Source organism: Clostridium lamae (assembly GCF_033043255.1).
Classification (GTDB): Bacteria; Bacillota; Clostridia; order Clostridiales; family Clostridiaceae; genus Clostridium; species Clostridium lamae.
Map to the genome: position 1 here is coordinate 179902 of NZ_JASCQJ010000002.1, position 20026 is coordinate 199927.

Below are 20026 nucleotides of genomic sequence, written 5' to 3' on the forward strand. Positions count from 1 at the left end.
TTCTTTAATCTTTTTCTTAGACCAATAAATGTTAAATTTTTAACTTTAAATTCGGTATACGTTTACATATTGTTATATTTTTAATATAAACCCTTACTTATCTTATTGTCAATAATTTCAATAAATTCTATTTATTAAATTTAATAATAAAAATAGTAGCCTATTTTTATTATTAGCTACTATTTTTGTGTTAATTATTTATTATTATACTTCTTAATTCAATAGTATTATCGACTAAATAGTCAGCCCCTTCATTAGCTAACTCTTCTTTTCCTCTAAACCCCCATGAAACTCCAATTGACTTAACTCCAGCATTTCTTGCAGTTATTATATCAATATTGGAATCTCCTATATAAATACATTCATCCTTAAGGATATTAAGTTTATCAATCACTTCTAAGACTGAAGCTGGATCTGGCTTTTCTTTATAATTAGCTCTATGCCCAAATACTATATCAAATTTATCACCAAAATACTTTTTAACTATTTCCATGGTAAATTCATGTTTTTTATTTGATACTACAGCAAGCTTTATTCCCTTAAATCGTAATTCATCTAAAGTATTTATTATTCCATCATAAGGCTTGGTCATATCTATCATATGTTCATTATAATAATCAATAAAGATTTTTAATACTTTCTCTACCGTTCCCCTATCTTTTTCATTATCAGGTAAAGCTCTTTCTACCAATTTATATATTCCATTTCCAATGAAATTTTTATATTTCTCCACATCATGTGTCGGAAAAGAAAATTTATTTAGGGCATAATTACAAGCATTAGCTAAGTCATCTAATGTATTTAGTAATGTCCCATCTAAATCAAATATCGCTAGTTTAATCATTAATGCCTCCTAAGTTATATTTATTTTAATTATATCATAATACAACAGGAGGATTTCATATAGTCAAATTCGAATATACATAATCTTAAGATTTCTTTTTAATATGGGAAGAATGGAAAGAATGGATATGGATAAACTATAGGGAGTACTCTTCTAATTGAGTTAAAAGGATAACCCCTACGCCTAAATCTCCTATGCCTTCTCATACCAGGACCTTTTCCAAATTGTCTTTCTCCAGTACTAGTATCTCCGTCATCATCATCCATAATGTCTTCTCCAACTAACATGATAATTCCATTTGAATCTACTTTTTCAATCATTCCATCTACTGTACTTCCATCTTTCATAACTATAGTTATATGATAGCTCATTAATTTATTGCATTCATCATATAAGTCTTGTAAATTTTTCATATCAGCTCTGTCATAATTCATTTTTATCACTTCCTTTCTAATAGCATAATATTCGCTACGAATAGAAAGTGTACAGTTTAGTTAAATCTTTTCAATAAATTTAATCGTGTATATCTATTTTTTTATAGTTACACCATAAATATTAAAATCCTTTAAGGACAACCTAACTTCTGTTGTTTATATTAATAAAAAATAGCAACCAATTAGAGGTTGCTATTTACCATTAACTAAATCAACAATACTTTTTCTGCAATCGCATTTATGTCATTTATCTCTTGCTCAGTTAGAGTACAAATATACTTATTAAAGATTGAATACCATTCTTTATTATATATATCATCCAAACTTATGTCTGATATATATTTATATATCAGTATAATTTCAAACTGTGATAAGCTTTTAAAATATATATTAAATTCTTCATCAAATATACAATCAGAACCTAGCATATCTATTAAATCTTCTAAACTTTTAATATTTTCTTTTATTATACTGATTTTTTCATCAATTGATTGGCTATCTCTAATTTTTTCAGTTATCATTCTGAATCTTACGTTACTCATTTTTTCTTTGTCTATATATTTTATATAATTATCATCATCTATAAAGGAGATGAATAACTCTTCTAATTTATCTAATTCTATACTACTTTTTATTAATTTTGTTATTTTTAATATAGCTTTATCTATATAATTTATTAAATTAATATTTCTAATATTTAATTGTTCATATAATTTTAATGCACAATCTCTTAGTTTATCGTTTAATTCACTAAACGATAGACTACTCAATTTGTTAATAATAATATCTCTTTCTTTATTACTGATATTTAAACTACTTATTGGCTTATCACAAATAATTAAGCCTAATGAATTAATAATAACCAATTCAAATATATTTATAAGTAGAAAATCGCTATCCTTTCTATATCCTTTTAGCAATTCATTAATTTCTTTAATATTAAACTTACTACAAAATTCATTTTCTAAATCTAATGTATTTAAATAGTTCTCTATATACTCGATGCCCACATATTTCATATTATCAATACATAATTGATAGTCTATAGAACCTCCTGTCTCATGAGGTGCAAAAGAGTAATCATACTCCTTAAAAAACAAAGATACTCCATAATTTATAGTGTCATTATAAGAAACATTTTTTACTTTCAGTTTCTCTTTTTTTATTTTACTTAATAAGATACTATTTTTAATAACTTTATGTTTTATTATGTCCTGACCTTTTTTTAAAATATCTTCTAATCTATATTTTTTTAACTCATTAATCATTATCTCTATATTTTTTAACGACTTTAAATATATTCCTACAGAATAATCAATACCATTTAATATTTTCTCAGCTACTTCTACCATAACTGATGAGCTTTTATCCTTAGTATAATATCTTAATTGTATTCTTAAGAGTTCTAATCTGCTATTATATATTTTATTTATAGCTATATCATCTATTAAAGAATTTTTATAGCATTTTGATATTAAATCTTTAAAAAAATATTCCTCATCAATATTTGTTAATATATTATATATTTCAATATACTTATTATCCACTAATCAAAACTCCTTTCCTTATTGATATTTGTATAATCTCTAACTCCATGTCTAATATTATCTGCAATATTATATAACACTCTACCTTCCAATAGTTCTAGTGAACCTTGGCAGTATCCATCAAAGAAATCCCTCATAATGTCAATCAATTCATCATCACCAATATAATCTAAAGTCTCATTTTTATAATTGTAAAAAATTTCTAATAATTCACTTATTGTTTCACTATAGTTGTATTGTGAAATATATGGTGAATCACAAAACTTTTCTATCATTTTATTTATAATTTGTCCATTAAACTCTATTCTGCCACTTTTCTCAAGGGCTATCTTCCTTGTTTTAATAATATCTTGCACATCATGCTCACTAAGTTTTAATCCATAGTCTATTGTGTGCTCATTGCACTTAAGAATTTCATTTGATAAACTCCTTACTGATAGGTCATCTTGAAAAAAATTAATAATTTCATTCATTCTAAAACTCCTCCAAAAAAGTATTGACCTTTATGATATTATATGTTATAATAAAGTATTAGGTATTAATTTATCTTGTATAGTGCTATGATAGCATTGCTACGTTCTTTTGTCAAAGAGTTTTGGTTTTTACATATAACAAAGGAGTATCTTTATTATTTTAAAGATACTCCTTTTCATATAAATTTTATAAATTTCTCATTATTTTCTTTAATGCCTTTTTTGATCCACGACTTATATCATGTTCTAATTTTCTTTCTTTATAGCTTGTAAATAATTGATTTAAATCATATCCTTCTGGATATAATTCACCAGACTTAACATCTAACTTAACTCTCTTATAATTTACCTCAATAAAATTATTTTTATAAAGTACTACCAAATTATTAAACTCATTTAATTCTTTATAAACTATAGCACTTTCGTTTTTATCTAATAGAATTACCCTATCTCCAACAGAGTAGTTATTTTTAACCTCTAGTACTTCTATTTCTTCCTTCTTCTTTTGTATCTTACTATCTTTAATTAATTCATAATTATAGTCTTTTGTTTCTATATATTTTTTAGCTCTATCTATTATTGAATCATGAATTCCCATCTTTTTAGATATATATAAGGCATTACTATCACCACTTCTACCAATATGAAGCTTGTATAGAGGTTCAAGAGTATCCTTTTTAAATTCCATAGCTGCATTTTGAAAGTCTGGATGTGACTCTGAGAAATTTTTTATTTCTCCATAGTGTGTGGTTGCTATTGTAATGCATCCCTTATGATATAATTCTTCTAAAATAGCTATAGCTAGGGCTGCTCCTTCATTTGGTTCAGTTCCACTTCCTATTTCATCAAATAATAATAAAGTAGATTTTGTGCTTTGCTTTATTATTTCTGCTAAATTCTTTACATGAGATGAAAAGGTACTTAAAGCATTTTCAATGCTTTGGTCATCTCCTATATCAACAAATATTTTATCAAAGACTGATATTTCAGTTCCTTCTTCAGCTGCTATATGGAACCCTGACTGTACAGCTAGAGTTAAAATCCCTACTGTTTTTAAAACCACTGTCTTTCCTCCAGCATTTGGCCCTGTTATTATTAATGTTCTATAATCCTCTCCAACCTCAAGATTAAGAGGAACTCCATTTTTAATCAAAGGATATTTTCCATTTACTATTTTTACATAACCATGAGCATTTAATCTAGGTTTTATTCCTGAAATTTCATTACTATACTTAGCTTTTGCCCAAATCATATCATATTCAGCTATTACTTCTATATTTATTTTTAAATCTCTTATTCTTTCATTTAACATTTCTGTAAGAACACCTAAAATCTTATATTCTTCAATACTTTCTTCGATTTTTAAAGTAGCTAGTTCTGAAGTATATCTAGAGATTGTATCTGGCTCCATAAATACTGTTGCTCCCTTTGATGAAGCTTCAATAACAGTTCCCTGAACATATTTTTTGTAAGCTGCTTTTATTGGAATTGTATATCTACCATTTCTCTTACTTATAAAAAACTCTTGAATATACTGTTTATTTTCACTATTCTTTAAGAACCTATCAAGCCTTTCTCTTATTTTTTCCTCACAATCATCTATAAGTCTTCTTATCTTCTTAAGTTCTTTACTTGCATTAGAATCTACAACAGAACCTCTAATACACTTATTTATTTCTTCTTCTATATAACTTAAATCAGTAATATTATCTCCATAACTGCATAGCGTTGGTGCATATCCTTCCTTATCCTTAACAAATAACTTAACTTTTCTACATCCTCTTAGAAAGTCACTTATCATAGTCAAGTCTTCTGGATCTAATGATGCTCCCTTTTCAATTTTTTCAATATGAGGTGTTATATCAAATATTCCACTTAGCGGTATATGATATGATGCTTCTAAAAGCCTTCTTCCTTCTGAAGTCTCATCAAGTCTCTTATTCACAATCTTTAAATTTCCACTTGGCTCAAGTTTATCTATTAAGGTTTTTCCTAATCCACTTACACAATAACTCTTTACTATTTCTTTTAATTCATAATAATTTAATTTCTCTAATGTTATTTTATCCATTTAAATATTCCTTTCTTGCATTAAGTCATACAAGTCACGAAACCTAGATAGATTTCATAAATATATTTTTTAATAAAAAAAGCCATGGATACTTCCACAGCTAAAAACTCAATCATAGAAAAAGGTATAATATACCCCTCGTAATTTCATTCGCCGACTTGTATCAATATAGTTTAATTAATTCCATAACAAATAAAGGTTAAAAAACCTAATTTTTTGGAATCAATATTAAATTAACTATTTGATACTATACACTCACAAAAATACCTCTCTTTTTTGAAATCTATCTACCTCAATATATTCTAAATACCCTAGTAATGTCAACATTTTTTGTATATTAAATAATTTTTTACCTATCATTAAATTTATATAATCGGTAACCTTACCTCAAAGAATGTTTTTGTATCATCACTATATGCAGATATTGTTCCTTCATGAAGTTCTACAATACTTTTAGTTATAGCTAGACCTAATCCAGATCCTCCAATACTTCTATTTCTCGATTTTTCCACTCTATAAAATCTATCAAAAATAAATGGTAAATCTATTGAAGATATTGATTCACCATAATTAATAATTTGAACAACTGCTTTATCCTGTTCTATTTTCGTTACTATATCAACATAGTACCCATCCTTGCCATAATTGATTGCATTAGATAATAAATTTTCAAAAACTCTTACTAATTTTCCCGGATCTGCGTTCACCATTAACCTATCTTCTGAGAAATTAATTCTTGATTTCATATCTGCACTATTGAACTGATACTCAAATTGAGCAACTACTTGCCCTAACAATTCAACTAAATTAATATCTATCCTATCTAACTTAATTGCTTTATTTTGCATCTTAGTAAGCTCAAATAAATCATTTATAAGTATACTTAAGCTTTTAGCTTTTTCATACGCAATATTCACATAGTATCTCAGCTGAACTTCATCCTTATACTTATCTGTATCAATAATTTCTAAATATCCGATTATTGAAGTTAGTGGAGTTCTTAAATCATGTGATACATTTGTTATTAAATCATTCTTAGTCTGCTGAGCTCGTCTCTCTTCTATCGTAAGATTTTTTAGTTGACTAGATATATTATTTATATTATCAGCCAATATTTTTATATCACCTTTAGCCTCTGTTTTTATTATCTTAGTTAGATTTCCATTAGACATTTCTTCTGTTTCATTTATAACTTCAACTAAATTCTTAGTTTTTCTATATATTATAAGGATATAAAATACAAAGAATAATACTATTCCAATAACTGCATAAATATAGTCTCCAAATAATCTACCCTTTAATTCTCTCCAATAATACCAAATTAATCTTACAATAGGAATATTATCCTTTCTATATAAATAGTCTAATATTAACTTAATAGTAATGAAGGTGAGAAAAGTTAAACTTATTGAAATTAATATATCTAGCATACTATTAAATATGAACTTATATAATCTTCTATTTCTCAATTTTATAACCAACTCCCCATACAGTATGAATTATATTAGCCCCAGCCATATGTTGCTCAATTTTATCTCTTATTCTACTCATATGGACCATAACTGTATTATTAGATTGAAAATATCTTTCTTTCCACACTCTTTCAAAAATTTCTTCAGCACTAAAGACCCTCCCTCTATTGGTAGCCAATAAATATATAATTTCGAACTCTCTTGCTGTAAAAGATACTTCTTTACCTTCTATAGTTATTCTATGTTTCTTTTTATCAATTACTATTGATTCAATTCTTATTATTTCATCAGATATCTTTAGTCTTGTATTCAAAAAATATGCTCTTCTAAGCAAAGCTCTTATTCTAACCATAAGCTCTAAACTATTAAAAGGCTTACAAACATAATCATCTGCACCTGTCATAATGCCTTGTATCTTATCCATATCCTCAGTTTTAGCACTCAGCATAAGAATAGGTATATTATGATTTTCCCTTGCTATTTTACAAACTTCTAATCCATCCATTCCCGGCATCATAATATCTAAAACCATTAAACTTATTTCTTCCCTATTTAATATGTCTAAAGCCTCTTGTCCGCAACTAGCTTTAAATACATTATATCCTTCATTAATAAGATTTATTTCTAATAGATGCCTTATTTCCTTTTCATCGTCTACAACAAGAATAGTATTATTCATATTTTCACCTCTCATTATTACTCGTCTAAGTATTCCTCTAGAGTAATTCCATTACTATAAATATAATTAGCAACCGCTTCACCAACATACCTAATATGCCACGGCTCATATTCAATACCAGTTATGTTTTGTTTTCCTTGTGGATATCTTATAATAAATCCAAACTTATAAGAATTCTCTTCAAGCCAATCTGATTCTATTGTTCCTTTCACAAGATATTTATCTTGATTAGTTATATCAATACACAACCCTGTTTGATGCTCACTATATCCTGGTTTAGCAACATACATATTTGCAAGTTCCTTTCCTTGCAATCTAACCCTATCATCATAAACTCTTTTTTGAGATTTATATGACCTATAGGCTGAATTCCCCAATAAAATTATTCCTTGATTCCTAGCTTCGTCTATCATTTTTTCTAAAGGATCCTTAACAATACTTGCTACATGCTTTTCTTCATTATTTACATCCATTGTAAATTCTATATTAGGGATAGTTAATCCATCTGGAATATAATCCTTTTCTAATTCATTATTATCATTCACTAATAATAACTCATCACTTTCATTAGTATTTTCTCCTAATTTATTTGTATTATTTGAACTAGTACTTATATCATTTGTATATATTTCTTTAAATATAATATACATTTCCTCTTTTGCATACCAAAATATAGATATTATTATTGTGACTAATAAAATTCTCTTGAAATATCTCTTCATATTTTCTACTCCTCTACTAACTTTTAAGTTAATTGTAGAAAATATAATTTACGATAAATATAAAAAAACCTTAAGAAAACTTAAGTTTATAAACGCAACTTCTTACATGATTATCACAACGTATTAAAAAAGATTCTTACTATGACTAGCAAGAATCTTTCTCTATTTTACCACCTCATAAAAAGAATTTTCTCTTTATTAACCAAACTCTCCATTAACTTTATAATATCCCTAGTAGCATTAATTTTTGAATTTTCTCTTTGATTTTCTAACATATTTTTTCTTATTTCATTGTTATATAAAAGTATCTTTCCTTGCTCAATTTGCTCAGTTATTTTTTTAGAATGCAGTGACATTCCCTTTTCCATAAAGAATTGCATGTTCTTAGTTTCACATCCTGGAATAGGTGCTGTATGAACTAAAGGTCTATTTTTTATAATAACCTCTGTAGAAGTCAATCCTCCTGGCTTTGTATATACTACATCTGCGGCATCCATATATACTGATACATTATCTGTATATCCCACTATCTTTATATTTGTTCTATTCTTAAATTCTTTTTCTAAAACACTTTTTAATTTTTTGTTATTGCCACATATAACAATAATCTGTTCTCCCTCTTCACATTGTCTATTTAGTTTAATAGTAAAAAGTTGAATCTTTCCAAAACCCATGCTACCACTCATAATTAAGTACATAGGTTTATCTATATTAAGATTTAATTTCTTCTTCGCTTTTCTAATTTCTTCTTTAGTATAAAAATCTTGTCTTACTGGAATTCCTAATGGATATAACTTTTCTTTTGGAATTCCTCTTTTTATATATTCGTCTATCATTCTTTCATGTGGAATTACATAAGCATCACATTCTGTTTCCTCCCAAAAAGGTATACATGTATAATCTGTACTTATAGCTATAGTCTTTTGATCAATCATCTGCTTTTTCTTCATATATGTGATAGTTTCTGCCGGAAAAATGTGTGGCATTAAAATAATATCAAATTTATTTTCTTCTAAATATTTTTTTAAATGCTTTGCCATTAATGAATTTGCATAATAAACTGGTGACTTTCTCTTATCTGATGATATCTTAAGTACAGTTTTATAAAGAAGATAGAAGAAATGTGGAGTATATTTTACAAGATTAATATAAGCTCCTGCAACAACTCTGGAAGTCCTATCACTTGAGAGTTTCATATAATCAAGCATAACTGCCTCATGTCCTTCCTTTTCTAAAGCTTCCTTCATTGCTTTTCCCGCTACATTATGACCTTCACCCGTATTGCATGATAAAATTAAGACCTTCATTTTATACCTCTGGATATTCCTATAATTTATTACTATATTTTATGTTACTTTCATGCATCTTGTCCGAGTATCAAGAATGATTTTATTCTTTAATAAAATTGATTTATTTTAAGCTAATTTTATAATTATTTTTATCATCAATTATCCACGAGCTACAATATAATTTCTTTATAGAGAATGGCTTCATCATATCTAAATGATGATTAAATCCATTTGCATATTATCTGAAAAATCATACTATCTAATATAAATTTATAATTATTATAAATTTATATTTAATACAATTGCTTGTAATAATTTTCTGATATATAATTATATTGAATTAACATTAAGCATACATTTTATTAAGTATATTTTTATAGATTACTTTTTGATTTATGATAAAATTTTATGTTTAATAATATATTATAATTAAAGGAGGGATTTGTAAGTATGTTACTCATTGATAATATTGAAAAATATTTGAGAGATCATGGAATTAGTCCATCCTATCAAAGAAAAAGAATCTTTGAATATTTATATAATAGTAAAGAGCATCCAAGAGTTAATGATATATATTATGCATTAATAGATGAAATTCCTACATTATCAAAAACAACTGTCTATAATACTTTAAATCTTTTTATCAAAAATAAAATAGCTGAATATATTGTAATTGATGAAAATGAGTTCAAGTATCAAATATTAGATGATAAGAAACATGGTCACTTTAAATGTGAAGTTTGTAATACTCTTCATGATATTGAAATTGATATAGATAGCTTAAACATAGATTCTTTAAAGGGCTTTGATATCCATGAACAATCATTTTATTTTAAAGGTATTTGCAAAGACTGCAAAAATAATATTAAAAAAAACAGATAATGAAAACTAACATAAAGTATAGTTCATAAAAAAAATATGAACTATACTTTTTTTATTAAAATATGGAAATAGTATTGACATGATTCCATTTTAGTATTATTATAATATTGTAATCAATACAAATTTAAAATAGTTTTAAAAAGGGAGGAAATATTTATGAGTAAAAATTATATAGGTCTAGAAAATAACAAAATTGAGGGAATAGTAAAATCACTTAATGATTATTTAGCAAATCTTAATTTATTATATATTAAAATTCACAACTTACATTGGAATGTACAAGGTCATTCATTCTTCCAACTTCACACTGTATTCGAGGGATACTATGAAGGTGTAGCTAAATCATTAGATGCTGTTGCTGAAAGAATACTAACTTTAGGAGATAGACCATTAGCTTCAATGAAAGAATATCTTGAAATTGGTACTATAAAAGAATTGGAAAGTAAAGGACTATCTGGTGATGAAGCTATAGGTATATTAGAAGCTGATTTCTTAGCTATGCTTAATGACTCAAGAGAACTTATATCTATGGCAGAAGATGCTAAGGATCAAGGAACTATTGATTTAATGGCTGGTTTAATTGCAGAATACGAAAAAACTCTTTGGATGATTAAATCTTATAAAGCTTAATAATATAAAATTATGATAGATATTTATAAAAATGAGATATATCAAAAAATATATCTCATTTTTATTTTTAATTTAATATAACTAATATGCTAATTACTTCAAATAATGGTCTATAATATAAATATGCGTTCTTAATCAATCTTAATCAAATTCAAATTATTTATTGAAAGGTGATTTAAAATGAGTAACAAATTTAGTAAGGACTATACTATAAATATTTACGATGTTGACTCAAGTTATAAATGTAAATATTCATCTATAATGAACTACTTATGGGATGTAATTGTCTCTCAAAGTGATTCTTTAGGAGAAACAGATCATGGTTTCGTAAATAATTGTATTTGGGTTTTATTGAAATATGACTTAGATATTATAGAATATCCAAAATTTCGTGAAACTATAAAAGTTGAAACTGATATTGTAGGTGTAAAGAAATTATATGGATATAGAAGCTTAGCAATAAGAAATTCGGAAGATAAAGTAATTATTTCTGGTATTTCAACAGCCATTCTTATAGACTTTGAAGAAAGACGTCCTGTAAAAATGTCTCCTGAACAATATAAGATTTATGGAATAGAAAAAGAATTAGAAAAAAATATTCCATTAGATGATTTTATTAATCTTGAGGAAAGCAAATATTCAAAAGATTATATGATAAGATATAGTGATATAGATTCAAATAAGCATGTTAATAATGTTAAATATATTGAAATGGCTGTAGATACATTGCCTAGAAATATTTTAAATGAATATGAAATTTCAAAAATCAAAGTTTTATTTAAACATGAATCTATGGATGAAAGCCTTTTACATATTCATAGTGATGTTATAAAAAATAATGATGGAACTTTAACTACAGTTCATTCTATATTAGATGATAATCATAATAAACCAATTACAAAATTAGAATTTAAATGGATAAAATATCTAGAATAAAGTCTATCTTAGAGTACTTTTAAATAGAATATTTATGTATAAATAAATGGTGTAATACAGAAATTATTATTTTTATAAAACATTATGGGACAGTAAATAGATTTATTTTTACACAAATCTATATGCTATCCCACCCATCCTATATATATTATCCTTTGCATTATATCATTTTTCTTCAATACTCTTTTCATCTCATTGGTAAAAATACAGTTATCCTAGTCCCTATATCTTTTCTGCTTATAACAGAAAAATATCCTCTATGATTATCAACAATCCACTTTGCTATAGATAATCCAAGTCCAGTACCACCGTTTTTTCTAACTCTTGCTGTATCTGCTCTAAAGAAACGCTCAAACATATGAGTAACATCCTCTTCATCCATCCCTATTCCATTATCTTGTACAGAAAAATATGGTTCTCCATTTCTACTTATCCCTGTTCTAAGAACTATAGACTCACCATCATCAGTGTACTTTGCAGCATTATCAATTAATATTCTAGCAGTTTGCTTAAGTAGGCCTATATCTCCATAGACAATAGTGCTCTCTTTTTCAATATATTTATAAATATGATTTTCATCTATCATCTTAGACTCTTCAAAGACTTCACTCATCATATCACTAAGTGAGAATTCCTTCATCTGAAGCTGAGTTTTACCATTTATTCCTCTAGCTAAGAATAAAAGTTGTTCTACTAGATTTTTCATATTTTCTGATTCACTTTTTATAGCCTTAATTGACTCATCTAGAACACTTTCGTCTTCCTTTCCCCAACGATCTAGCATATTAGCATATCCTTGAATTACAGAAATAGGAGTTCTAAGCTCATGAGAAGCATCGGAAACAAATCTTGCTTGTTGTCTATAAGAATCTCTCATTCTATCTAATAAATTATTTATAGCCTCTTCTAGCCCATGGAGTTCATTATCTCCAATATGAATTCTCTCATCTGAAGTTACTGGACTAATTTTAGATATAGCATCTTCAAGATTATGAAATTTTTCTTCATCAAATACCATGTCAGTAAGCCTACTTGCTGTTTCTGCTATTTCATTAAGAGGTTTTAACGTTTTTCTAATTTTAGCTGTACCAAATATTATTTCTTCCAACAAAAATATTCCTTCAATAATTCCTATAATCTTAATTATTTTTAAAATATTATACAGAAATTCACTTGCTTCTTTAACTAAAATCCTTCCGTCTTCCCAAACTACCTTATAGCTGGCTGTTTCTATAGGATAAAAATTAATATTCCTTTGTGCACTTTTCACAAACTCGCCATAAAACTGTATCTCTCCTTCAATGCACCAAAAGGCAATTAATATAACAACTATACATATATCAAGAATAAGAAGTTTGATAAATAATTCTCTTACAGAAATAGCATTAAGTTTTATTGCAATAGATGTAACATTCTTAACCTTATTTTTCTTACTCATCTTTTATTACGTATCCTACACCACGAATTGTAGTTATAATCTTAACTTTAAATCTATCATCTATTTTTGTTCTTAAATATCTTATATATACATCTATTAAGTTTGTTTCTCCAATATAGTCATATCCACATACCTTTTCCATAAGAACATCTCTATTTAATACTATATTTCTATTTTCCATTAATATTTCTAGTAAAGTAAACTCTCTATTTGTTAATTCTATTTCTATATCTCCGTACATTACTTTATGTCTCATTCTATCTAGTGATAATAATCCACACTTAATAATATCGGTATCTTTTTTGGTTGTTACTACTCTCTTTTTAAGTGCTGTTCTAATTCTTGCAAGTAGCTCCTCTATAGCAAAGGGCTTTGTTATATAATCATCAGCACCAGCATCAAGTCCAGATACCTTATCCATAACTGCATCTCTAGCAGTGAGCATAATTACAGGAATATCTGAAACTTTTCTAAGTCTCCTTAATACTTCTAATCCATTAAGTTCTGGAAGCATTATATCAAGAATAACTAAATCTATTTCTCCTTTTTCTGCTATTTGAAGACCTGTTCTTCCATTATTAGTTTTTACTATTTCATAACCTTCGTGAACTAGCTCTAGCTCTATAAATCTAGCAATCTTCTCTTCATCCTCTACTATTAAAATCTTAACCATGATTAAACCCCTTTTTAATTTCTTCTTTTATTTTTTTAGCCCATAGTGATATCTCTTTAAATACTTTATTTGCCTTATCAGTATTAACTCTTTTTGAATATATAGAGAATTCTATATCAAAAAAAAGTCCCACAATAACAAGGGGTATAACTATACCAAAAGCAAATAATAAAAGTAGAATTAAAACCGTTATAGGAATTTTTAAAAACATTCTACCGCCTTTAGATATTTCAAAGAATATATTATTGCATGTATCTATAGCCTTACAAATAGCTTCAAAAATCCCCTCAAAATTGTTTCTTTTTTTTGAACCATTCTTCTTTATTATTTTATTGTTATCAGGTACATTATCATCTTCATAATGACTGTCTTTATTTTCATTAGTATAGAAAGTGCTTACTGAAGGATCTTTTATCTTTCCTTCTCTCTCTAGGTATAACATAGCATCTAAAATATCCCAATCATTATTTTCTAGAGCACTCTTTGCCTCTTCATAACTTATATTTGCCTTATTCTTTAACTTTTCTATAAGTTTACTATTCTCCATAAATACTCCTCCATATATATTAAATTATATCATTGAGATAGTTCATTTGTATATCTGCACTAAAAATGAGGAGACTTTGAAAACTCAAACTCTCCTCAATATACATTTATATTATTTTTGATATCCTTCTTTAAAGTCCTTTTTTATATTATCTGCTGATTCTGATACTTTCTCTAAAACATCATTCACTCCATCACACTTCACATTAGGACCAGATATTGAATATTTGTATCCACAGAATAATCCGATTACTAATAATGCAGCAACTGGCCAAAATAAAAATACTAACAAAAGAATTGATATTGTTACTGGTATTTTTATAGTTTTTTCATTTTCTTTTCTAATTTCAAAATAATTTTCATTTCCTTTTTTAATTACCTTGCCTATAAACTTAAACATTCTTCCAATAACTTCTCCAAACCCGCCACATTTCTCTTCGTGCTTTTTATTCTTTTCCTTTTTGCTATCATCTTTTTCTTTAACTTCAATAATTGTTGTAGTGTTTTTATTTTCAAATTTACCCATTCTTTCTAAATAAAAAATAGCATCTAAAAGATCCCAATCACACTTTTCAAGTGCTTCTTCTGCTTCCTTATGACTTATATGTGCTTTACCCATTAAGATTTCAATCATTTCTTTTCTTTCCATTTTACTTCACCTCATAATTAATTTAAATCTTTATTATGCTTATATAATACTTTTGGAAAATTAATATAAAATATAAGAAAGATTAAAATTAGATTAAAATCTTAAGATTATTATTAAGTTTAATATTTCAGCTAATTAAATAAATTTATAGCTTTTTCATTCTACTAAAAGCAATAACGTTAATAATTCCTATATAAATGCTATATGTTGCTACTACTATACTTAAGACTAAAAATATCATGTCAAAGTTTTGCTGTATCGCATTTATAATAATAAGTACACTTAATACCAAATAAGCACATGCCTTCATCATTGTCTTTTCTTTTTCTTTACTCTCAATAGTACTTTCTAATCTTGAAGTCTTACGTTCTCTTTTAAAATTCTTAATTAATTTTAGTTTTTTCAGAAAGAAAATTCTAAAATACAATTCCACCAAAACTATGGCACCTACCCCCACCATTAAAGTATTCTGTAATGAATTAAAATAATCTCCTAATAAAATCATCACTATAAAGATAATCGAGTATCTATAATAAAATACTCTAAACTTTTGTTCAATTTGCTTAGATACGACATATCCATTCTTATCAAATATATTGTAATAAACTGTATCCCCGTACATATCTAAATAGATGTTGTTTCCAGATAAATTTGTAGTATTATTTCTCACTATAACCCCACCTCTCATTAATGATATATTTTATGTACACTTTATTCTAAATATAAATAAGTTCAATAATCTAATATTTGTACTTTTTAACAGACATATTACATATTTCACCATTTCCATTGTATTTAGATGCCTCTTTATTATAATTATAATTAACAGTAAAAAATTAAATACGGAGGATGCTTAAATGAATATATTTAATATTGATGAAAAAGAAATGAAGAAAACTTCTTCTATATTTACCTTAAAAGAAATATATCAACAGCCTACTACATGGCTAAAAACATTAAAACAAATTAAAGAGAATAAAGAGTCCATCCAAGAATTTATCAATAAAGTTATAAAACGTGATGATTTTGATGTAATATTTACTGGTGCTGGTACTAGTGAATTCGTAGGAAACTCCTTATATTCTTATTTAAATCAAGAATTAAATTATAAGGTTAAATCTTATGGAACAACCGATATAGTCGCAGCACCTGAAGCTTATATATCAAAAAGTAAGCCAACATTATTAATAAGCTTTGGCCGCTCAGGTAATTCCCCTGAATCTATAGGCGCTGTTGAAGCGGCTAGTACTGTTTCTAATAATTTATATAACTTATTCATTACTTGTAACAAAAGCGGTTTACTTTCTAAGATGGCAGAAAAACTTAATAATTGTTATGCAATAAACCTAACTGAAGAAACTCATGATGAATCTTTTGCTATGACATCAAGTTTTACTAACATGTATTTAGCAGCATATCTATGCTTCAATCTTGATATCTTAGAAGAAAAATCATCCATAATTAATGACATATCTTTAGCAACTCAAAACTTCTTAGATAGCGGATTTAAAGTGGCTAGTAAAATAATAAGTGAATATGATTTTAATAGAATCGTATATTTAGGAAGCAATGTTTTAAAAGGTATTTCTCAAGAATCTTCTTTAAAAATGCTTGAGTTAACATCTGGTAAAACTGTTGCAATCTTTGATACTCCATTAGGATTTAGACATGGTCCAAAGTCAATAATTGATGATTCAACATTAACAGTTATATATGTAAGCGATGATGAATATACTTATAAATATGAACTTGACTTAATAAAAGAGATTAGTTCTCAAAAAAAGAATAATAAGTTGGTTATAATTTCTAATAGACATTCTAATGAATTAGAGTCTTTAGCTGATTATACCTACGCCTATGAAATTAACCATAAATTAAATAATGTTGAGTTAGGATTAACTTATATTACTTTTGCTCAAACTTTAGCTCTATTAAAATCTTTATCAATTGGTTTAACTCCAGATAATCCATGTCCATCTGGAGAAGTAAATCGTGTTGTTAAAGGTGTTACTCTATATCCTTATACTTGTAAATAAATAAGGAGATAAATATAATGATAGGATTAATAATTACCGGTCATGGAAACTTTGCCTCAGGATTACGTACATCTATAAATCTAATTGCAGGAGATCCATTTAATGTAGAATATGTTAATTTTGAGGAAATGGATTCAATAGAAACTTTGAAGCAGAAATATTACGCTTCAATAAATAATTTAAATAATTGTGATAGTATTTTAGCACTTAGTGATTTAGCTGGTGGATCACCTTTTAATACCTTAGTAAATATTAAAAGAGAAATAGAAAAACCAATGGATGTAATAGCTGGAACAAATCTTCCTATGGCTTTAGAAGTGGCTATGACTAAAGATGTAATCGATGATTTATATTCTTTATCTGAAATAGCAATAGATATAGGGAAAAATGGTGTTGTAAAATTTCAATTTATAGTTCACGAAGATATTAAATGTGAGGATGGTATTTAATATGATCAATTGGGAAGTAGTCATATGGACATGTATTACTATAGCAGTATTAGCTGGGATAGTAGCCTTAATACTAATATTTATATCAGCAAAAAATCTTAAAAAAAGAACTTCTGAATTAAAAGATCTTCATGTTGAATTAAAGCCAGGTATGAAGGTTATGTTCTGTGGAGGAATTCATGGGAAAATAATATCTGTAGGAAAAGAAACTGCAGAAATCGAAGTGTCTAAAAACGTAGTATTAACTGTATCTAGATATTCAATTCAAAATACCTTATAAACTACAGAAAAAGACTAATACAGAACAATTATCATTCTGTATTAGCCTCTTTTTTATGATTTAAATAGAGTTTGTGCATATTCACTAGGACTCATTTCATAATGCTGAGTAAAAGCTCTAGAAAAATAATGTATTGAATTAAAGCCTAACATAAAGGCTATTTCACTTATAGTATATTTATTCTCTTTAATCAATTGCTTACTTTTAGATAATTTCAGATCATTAATATATTTCTTAGGAGATGTACTTAAATTGTTTTTAAATAGTGTTTGTAATGATGACCTAGATATTGAAAACTTTATACATAGTTCTTCTATACTAATCGGGGAACATATCATCTTATGAATGTAAGTTGTTATTCCCTCTAATAGCTCATCTTGAAAATGTTGTTGAGACTCTATAGGTAGCTTGGCATCATCAACTCCTAAATAATCATACTGAAATAATCTAATTATAATTTCATGAAAATTATTCAATATTAAATTTTGTGAATATGGTAATGTTGCTGAAATATTTTTAGCAAAGGTTCTTACCGCCTTATATAATTCCTTCCTACAATGAAAGACTTTATTACATATTAAACTTTCATCATCGCACTCCATATCAAACATTATTGTTAAGTATGAACATGATGAATCACTATTTACAGCCTGTGTATGAAATTGATTTTTACCATAGATTATTAAATCTGATGCACTTAATTCATACTTTACATTATCAATGGTTGTATCTAAAGTCCCACTATCAACAAAAGTCAATTCATACAAATCATGCCTCTCACCCTTGAACTTATATCGTGGACTTTTAATTGTATAATAATAAGCCATTATTTCAGGAATATTTATAGTTGGTAATATTCTATTATAAACATATGGTGGATTTAAAAATTCAAGTTTAAGATTATACTTCGATGGTATTATTAAGTTGAATGTAGTTTGATCTGTCATTGAGATAATATTGAAATACATATTGGACTTAACCTCTAAGTTTCTATGAACTGCAAATATCTTGAAATCGCCATTACTTGAGTCACTTATTAATATAGATGCCATTCCTTCTACAATTTCTATATATGCTGGTTCTGAGAAATTATATAAACTAGAAATAACTTTATCACTAGTTACAATTTGCCTCTTTATTAAATTGTCCTTATTAATATCCTTAAGGTCATCATAAATATAACCGTACTTTCTAAATTGAGCACTAGTTGTTTTATCATACATAATAAGTCACCTCACTATTCAATATATTCATTTCATTAGTATTATTTAACTATTAAATAATATGTCAACACATTCTATTATATTCGATAGATACAAAACATATTATTATAATTCTTAAAATCTAATAATGCTCTCTCGTATGTAAACGTTGTTAAAAAGAATAAAATAATTACTAAAAATTGTAAATATTTAGTTTTGTATTATACATATAATATTTAACAAAGACATAAAATTTAAAAAGATTTTTACTGAAATATTTTTAGGAGGTGATAATGTGCCAAATATTCTTTTAACAAGAATTGATAACAGATTAATACACGGACAGGTTGCAACTCAATGGTGTGGTTCTATTGGTGCAAATTTAATTTTAGTTGCAAATGATAAAGTTGCCGGTGACAAGCTTAGACAAGGGCTAATGGATATGGCTGCTCCATCTTATGCATCTACACGTTATTGGACATTAGAAAAAACTATAAGCACAATTCATAAAGCTAGTGCTAAACAACTAATTTTTATTGTATGTGAAACTCCTGCAGATGTATTAAAGCTTGTTGAAGGTGGAGTTCCAATTAAAAAAGTCAACATTGGCAATATGCATATGTCCGAAGGAAAAAAACAGGTTGCTGGTTCTGTTGCAGTAGATGATAAAGATGTACAAGCATTCAGCAAATTAAAAGAATTAGGAGTAGAACTTGAAATAAGAAGAGTTCCTACTGAAAATTCGGTGAATATCGAAAAGATTTTTAAATAATT

General features: G+C 26.7%; 22 protein-coding genes. 7 read left to right on the forward strand and 15 right to left on the reverse strand.

The features are described 5' to 3' along the window. Positions 1–190 precede the first annotated feature (190 nt). The 9 genes from QK892_RS01945 to QK892_RS01985 form a co-directional block, all read right to left on the reverse strand. Complete coding sequence (locus tag QK892_RS01945; RefSeq protein ID WP_317271832.1) at positions 191–844, reverse strand: HAD family hydrolase; 654 nt, start codon at positions 842–844, stop codon at positions 191–193. 98 nt (positions 845–942) lie between these two features. Continuing rightward, positions 943–1278 carry a hypothetical protein gene (locus QK892_RS01950; RefSeq protein WP_317271833.1) on the reverse strand — a complete coding sequence of 112 codons (336 nt, stop codon included), beginning with the start codon at positions 1276–1278 and terminating at the stop codon, positions 943–945. A 206-nt stretch (positions 1279–1484) separates the two neighbouring features. After that, entirely contained in the window at positions 1485–2825 is a 1341-nt protein-coding gene (locus QK892_RS01955; RefSeq protein ID WP_317271834.1) for a DUF6179 domain-containing protein, read from the reverse strand. Beyond that, positions 2825–3298, reverse strand: coding sequence for a DUF6323 family protein (locus QK892_RS01960; RefSeq protein WP_317271835.1), 474 nt, complete (start codon positions 3296–3298; stop codon positions 2825–2827). Before QK892_RS01960 ends, QK892_RS01955 begins: the two co-directional genes overlap by 1 nt. Before the next feature lie 187 nt (positions 3299–3485). Next, positions 3486–5369 (reverse strand): endonuclease MutS2, encoded by a 1884-nt coding sequence (locus QK892_RS01965; RefSeq protein WP_317271836.1) that lies wholly within the window; start codon positions 5367–5369, stop codon positions 3486–3488. 365 nt (positions 5370–5734) lie between these two features. Next, entirely contained in the window at positions 5735–6838 is a 1104-nt protein-coding gene (locus tag QK892_RS01970; RefSeq protein WP_317271837.1) for a sensor histidine kinase, read from the reverse strand. Continuing rightward, on the reverse strand, positions 6828–7520 hold the full coding sequence (locus tag QK892_RS01975; protein WP_317271838.1) for a response regulator transcription factor: 693 nt from the start codon (positions 7518–7520) through the stop codon (positions 6828–6830). Before QK892_RS01975 ends, QK892_RS01970 begins: the two co-directional genes overlap by 11 nt. A 17-nt stretch (positions 7521–7537) precedes the next feature. Beyond that, entirely contained in the window at positions 7538–8242 is a 705-nt protein-coding gene (locus tag QK892_RS01980; RefSeq protein ID WP_317271839.1) for a M15 family metallopeptidase, read from the reverse strand. Positions 8243–8409: 167 nt separating this feature from the next. Further along, positions 8410–9549 carry an MGDG synthase family glycosyltransferase gene (locus tag QK892_RS01985; RefSeq protein WP_317271840.1) on the reverse strand — a complete coding sequence of 380 codons (1140 nt, stop codon included), beginning with the start codon at positions 9547–9549 and terminating at the stop codon, positions 8410–8412. Between the two features lie 432 nt (positions 9550–9981). On the opposite strand from QK892_RS01985, the gene QK892_RS01990 reads away from it, so the two are divergent. The 3 genes from QK892_RS01990 to QK892_RS02000 all read left to right on the forward strand — a co-directional run bounded on the left by QK892_RS01990 (position 9982) and on the right by QK892_RS02000 (position 11979). Next, complete coding sequence (locus QK892_RS01990; protein WP_317271841.1) at positions 9982–10413, forward strand: Fur family transcriptional regulator; 432 nt, start codon at positions 9982–9984, stop codon at positions 10411–10413. 156 nt (positions 10414–10569) lie between these two features. Further along, the gene (locus QK892_RS01995) at positions 10570–11043 is read left to right on the forward strand and encodes a Dps family protein (RefSeq protein WP_317271842.1); all 474 of its coding nucleotides are present in this window, start codon (positions 10570–10572) and stop codon (positions 11041–11043) included. A gap of 180 nt (positions 11044–11223) precedes the next feature. After that, a complete protein-coding gene (locus QK892_RS02000) occupies positions 11224–11979 on the forward strand; it encodes an acyl-[acyl-carrier-protein] thioesterase (RefSeq protein WP_317271843.1) in 756 nt (251 codons plus the stop codon). Between the two features lie 187 nt (positions 11980–12166). Here the strand turns inward: QK892_RS02000 and QK892_RS02005 are convergent, their stop codons facing one another. The 5 genes from QK892_RS02005 to QK892_RS02025 all read right to left on the reverse strand — a co-directional run bounded on the left by QK892_RS02005 (position 12167) and on the right by QK892_RS02025 (position 15955). Next, complete coding sequence (locus tag QK892_RS02005; protein WP_317271844.1) at positions 12167–13417, reverse strand: sensor histidine kinase; 1251 nt, start codon at positions 13415–13417, stop codon at positions 12167–12169. Continuing rightward, positions 13410–14090, reverse strand: a complete 681-nt coding sequence (locus tag QK892_RS02010; RefSeq protein WP_317271845.1) for a response regulator transcription factor — start codon at positions 14088–14090, stop codon at positions 13410–13412. Before QK892_RS02010 ends, QK892_RS02005 begins: the two co-directional genes overlap by 8 nt. After that, positions 14083–14637, reverse strand: coding sequence for a UBA domain-containing protein (locus QK892_RS02015; RefSeq protein ID WP_317271846.1), 555 nt, complete (start codon positions 14635–14637; stop codon positions 14083–14085). The genes QK892_RS02010 and QK892_RS02015 overlap by 8 nt, the downstream gene beginning before the upstream one ends. Positions 14638–14748: 111 nt before the next feature. Further along, positions 14749–15285 (reverse strand): DUF4342 domain-containing protein, encoded by a 537-nt coding sequence (locus tag QK892_RS02020; RefSeq protein ID WP_317271847.1) that lies wholly within the window; start codon positions 15283–15285, stop codon positions 14749–14751. Positions 15286–15430: 145 nt separating this feature from the next. Then, complete coding sequence (locus QK892_RS02025) at positions 15431–15955, reverse strand: hypothetical protein (RefSeq protein ID WP_317271848.1); 525 nt, start codon at positions 15953–15955, stop codon at positions 15431–15433. A gap of 187 nt (positions 15956–16142) precedes the next feature. Between QK892_RS02025 and QK892_RS02030 the strand changes: the two genes are divergently transcribed. The 3 genes from QK892_RS02030 to yajC are packed head-to-tail and all read left to right on the forward strand — an operon-like array spanning position 16143 to position 18050. After that, positions 16143–17321 carry an SIS domain-containing protein gene (locus QK892_RS02030; protein ID WP_317271849.1) on the forward strand — a complete coding sequence of 393 codons (1179 nt, stop codon included), beginning with the start codon at positions 16143–16145 and terminating at the stop codon, positions 17319–17321. 17 nt (positions 17322–17338) lie between these two features. Next, entirely contained in the window at positions 17339–17770 is a 432-nt protein-coding gene (locus QK892_RS02035; RefSeq protein ID WP_317271850.1) for a PTS sugar transporter subunit IIA domain-containing protein, read from the forward strand. Between the two features lies 1 nt (position 17771). Next, a complete protein-coding gene (yajC, locus tag QK892_RS02040) occupies positions 17772–18050 on the forward strand; it encodes a preprotein translocase subunit YajC (RefSeq protein WP_317271851.1) in 279 nt (92 codons plus the stop codon). 53 nt (positions 18051–18103) lie between these two features. Here yajC and QK892_RS02045 read toward each other — a convergent pair whose 3' ends face one another. Further along, complete coding sequence (locus QK892_RS02045) at positions 18104–19273, reverse strand: AraC family transcriptional regulator (RefSeq protein WP_317271852.1); 1170 nt, start codon at positions 19271–19273, stop codon at positions 18104–18106. A gap of 274 nt (positions 19274–19547) precedes the next feature. On the opposite strand from QK892_RS02045, the gene agaV reads away from it, so the two are divergent. Next, a complete protein-coding gene (gene agaV, locus QK892_RS02050) occupies positions 19548–20024 on the forward strand; it encodes a PTS N-acetylgalactosamine transporter subunit IIB (RefSeq protein ID WP_317271853.1) in 477 nt (158 codons plus the stop codon). Positions 20025–20026: the final 2 nt, after the last annotated feature.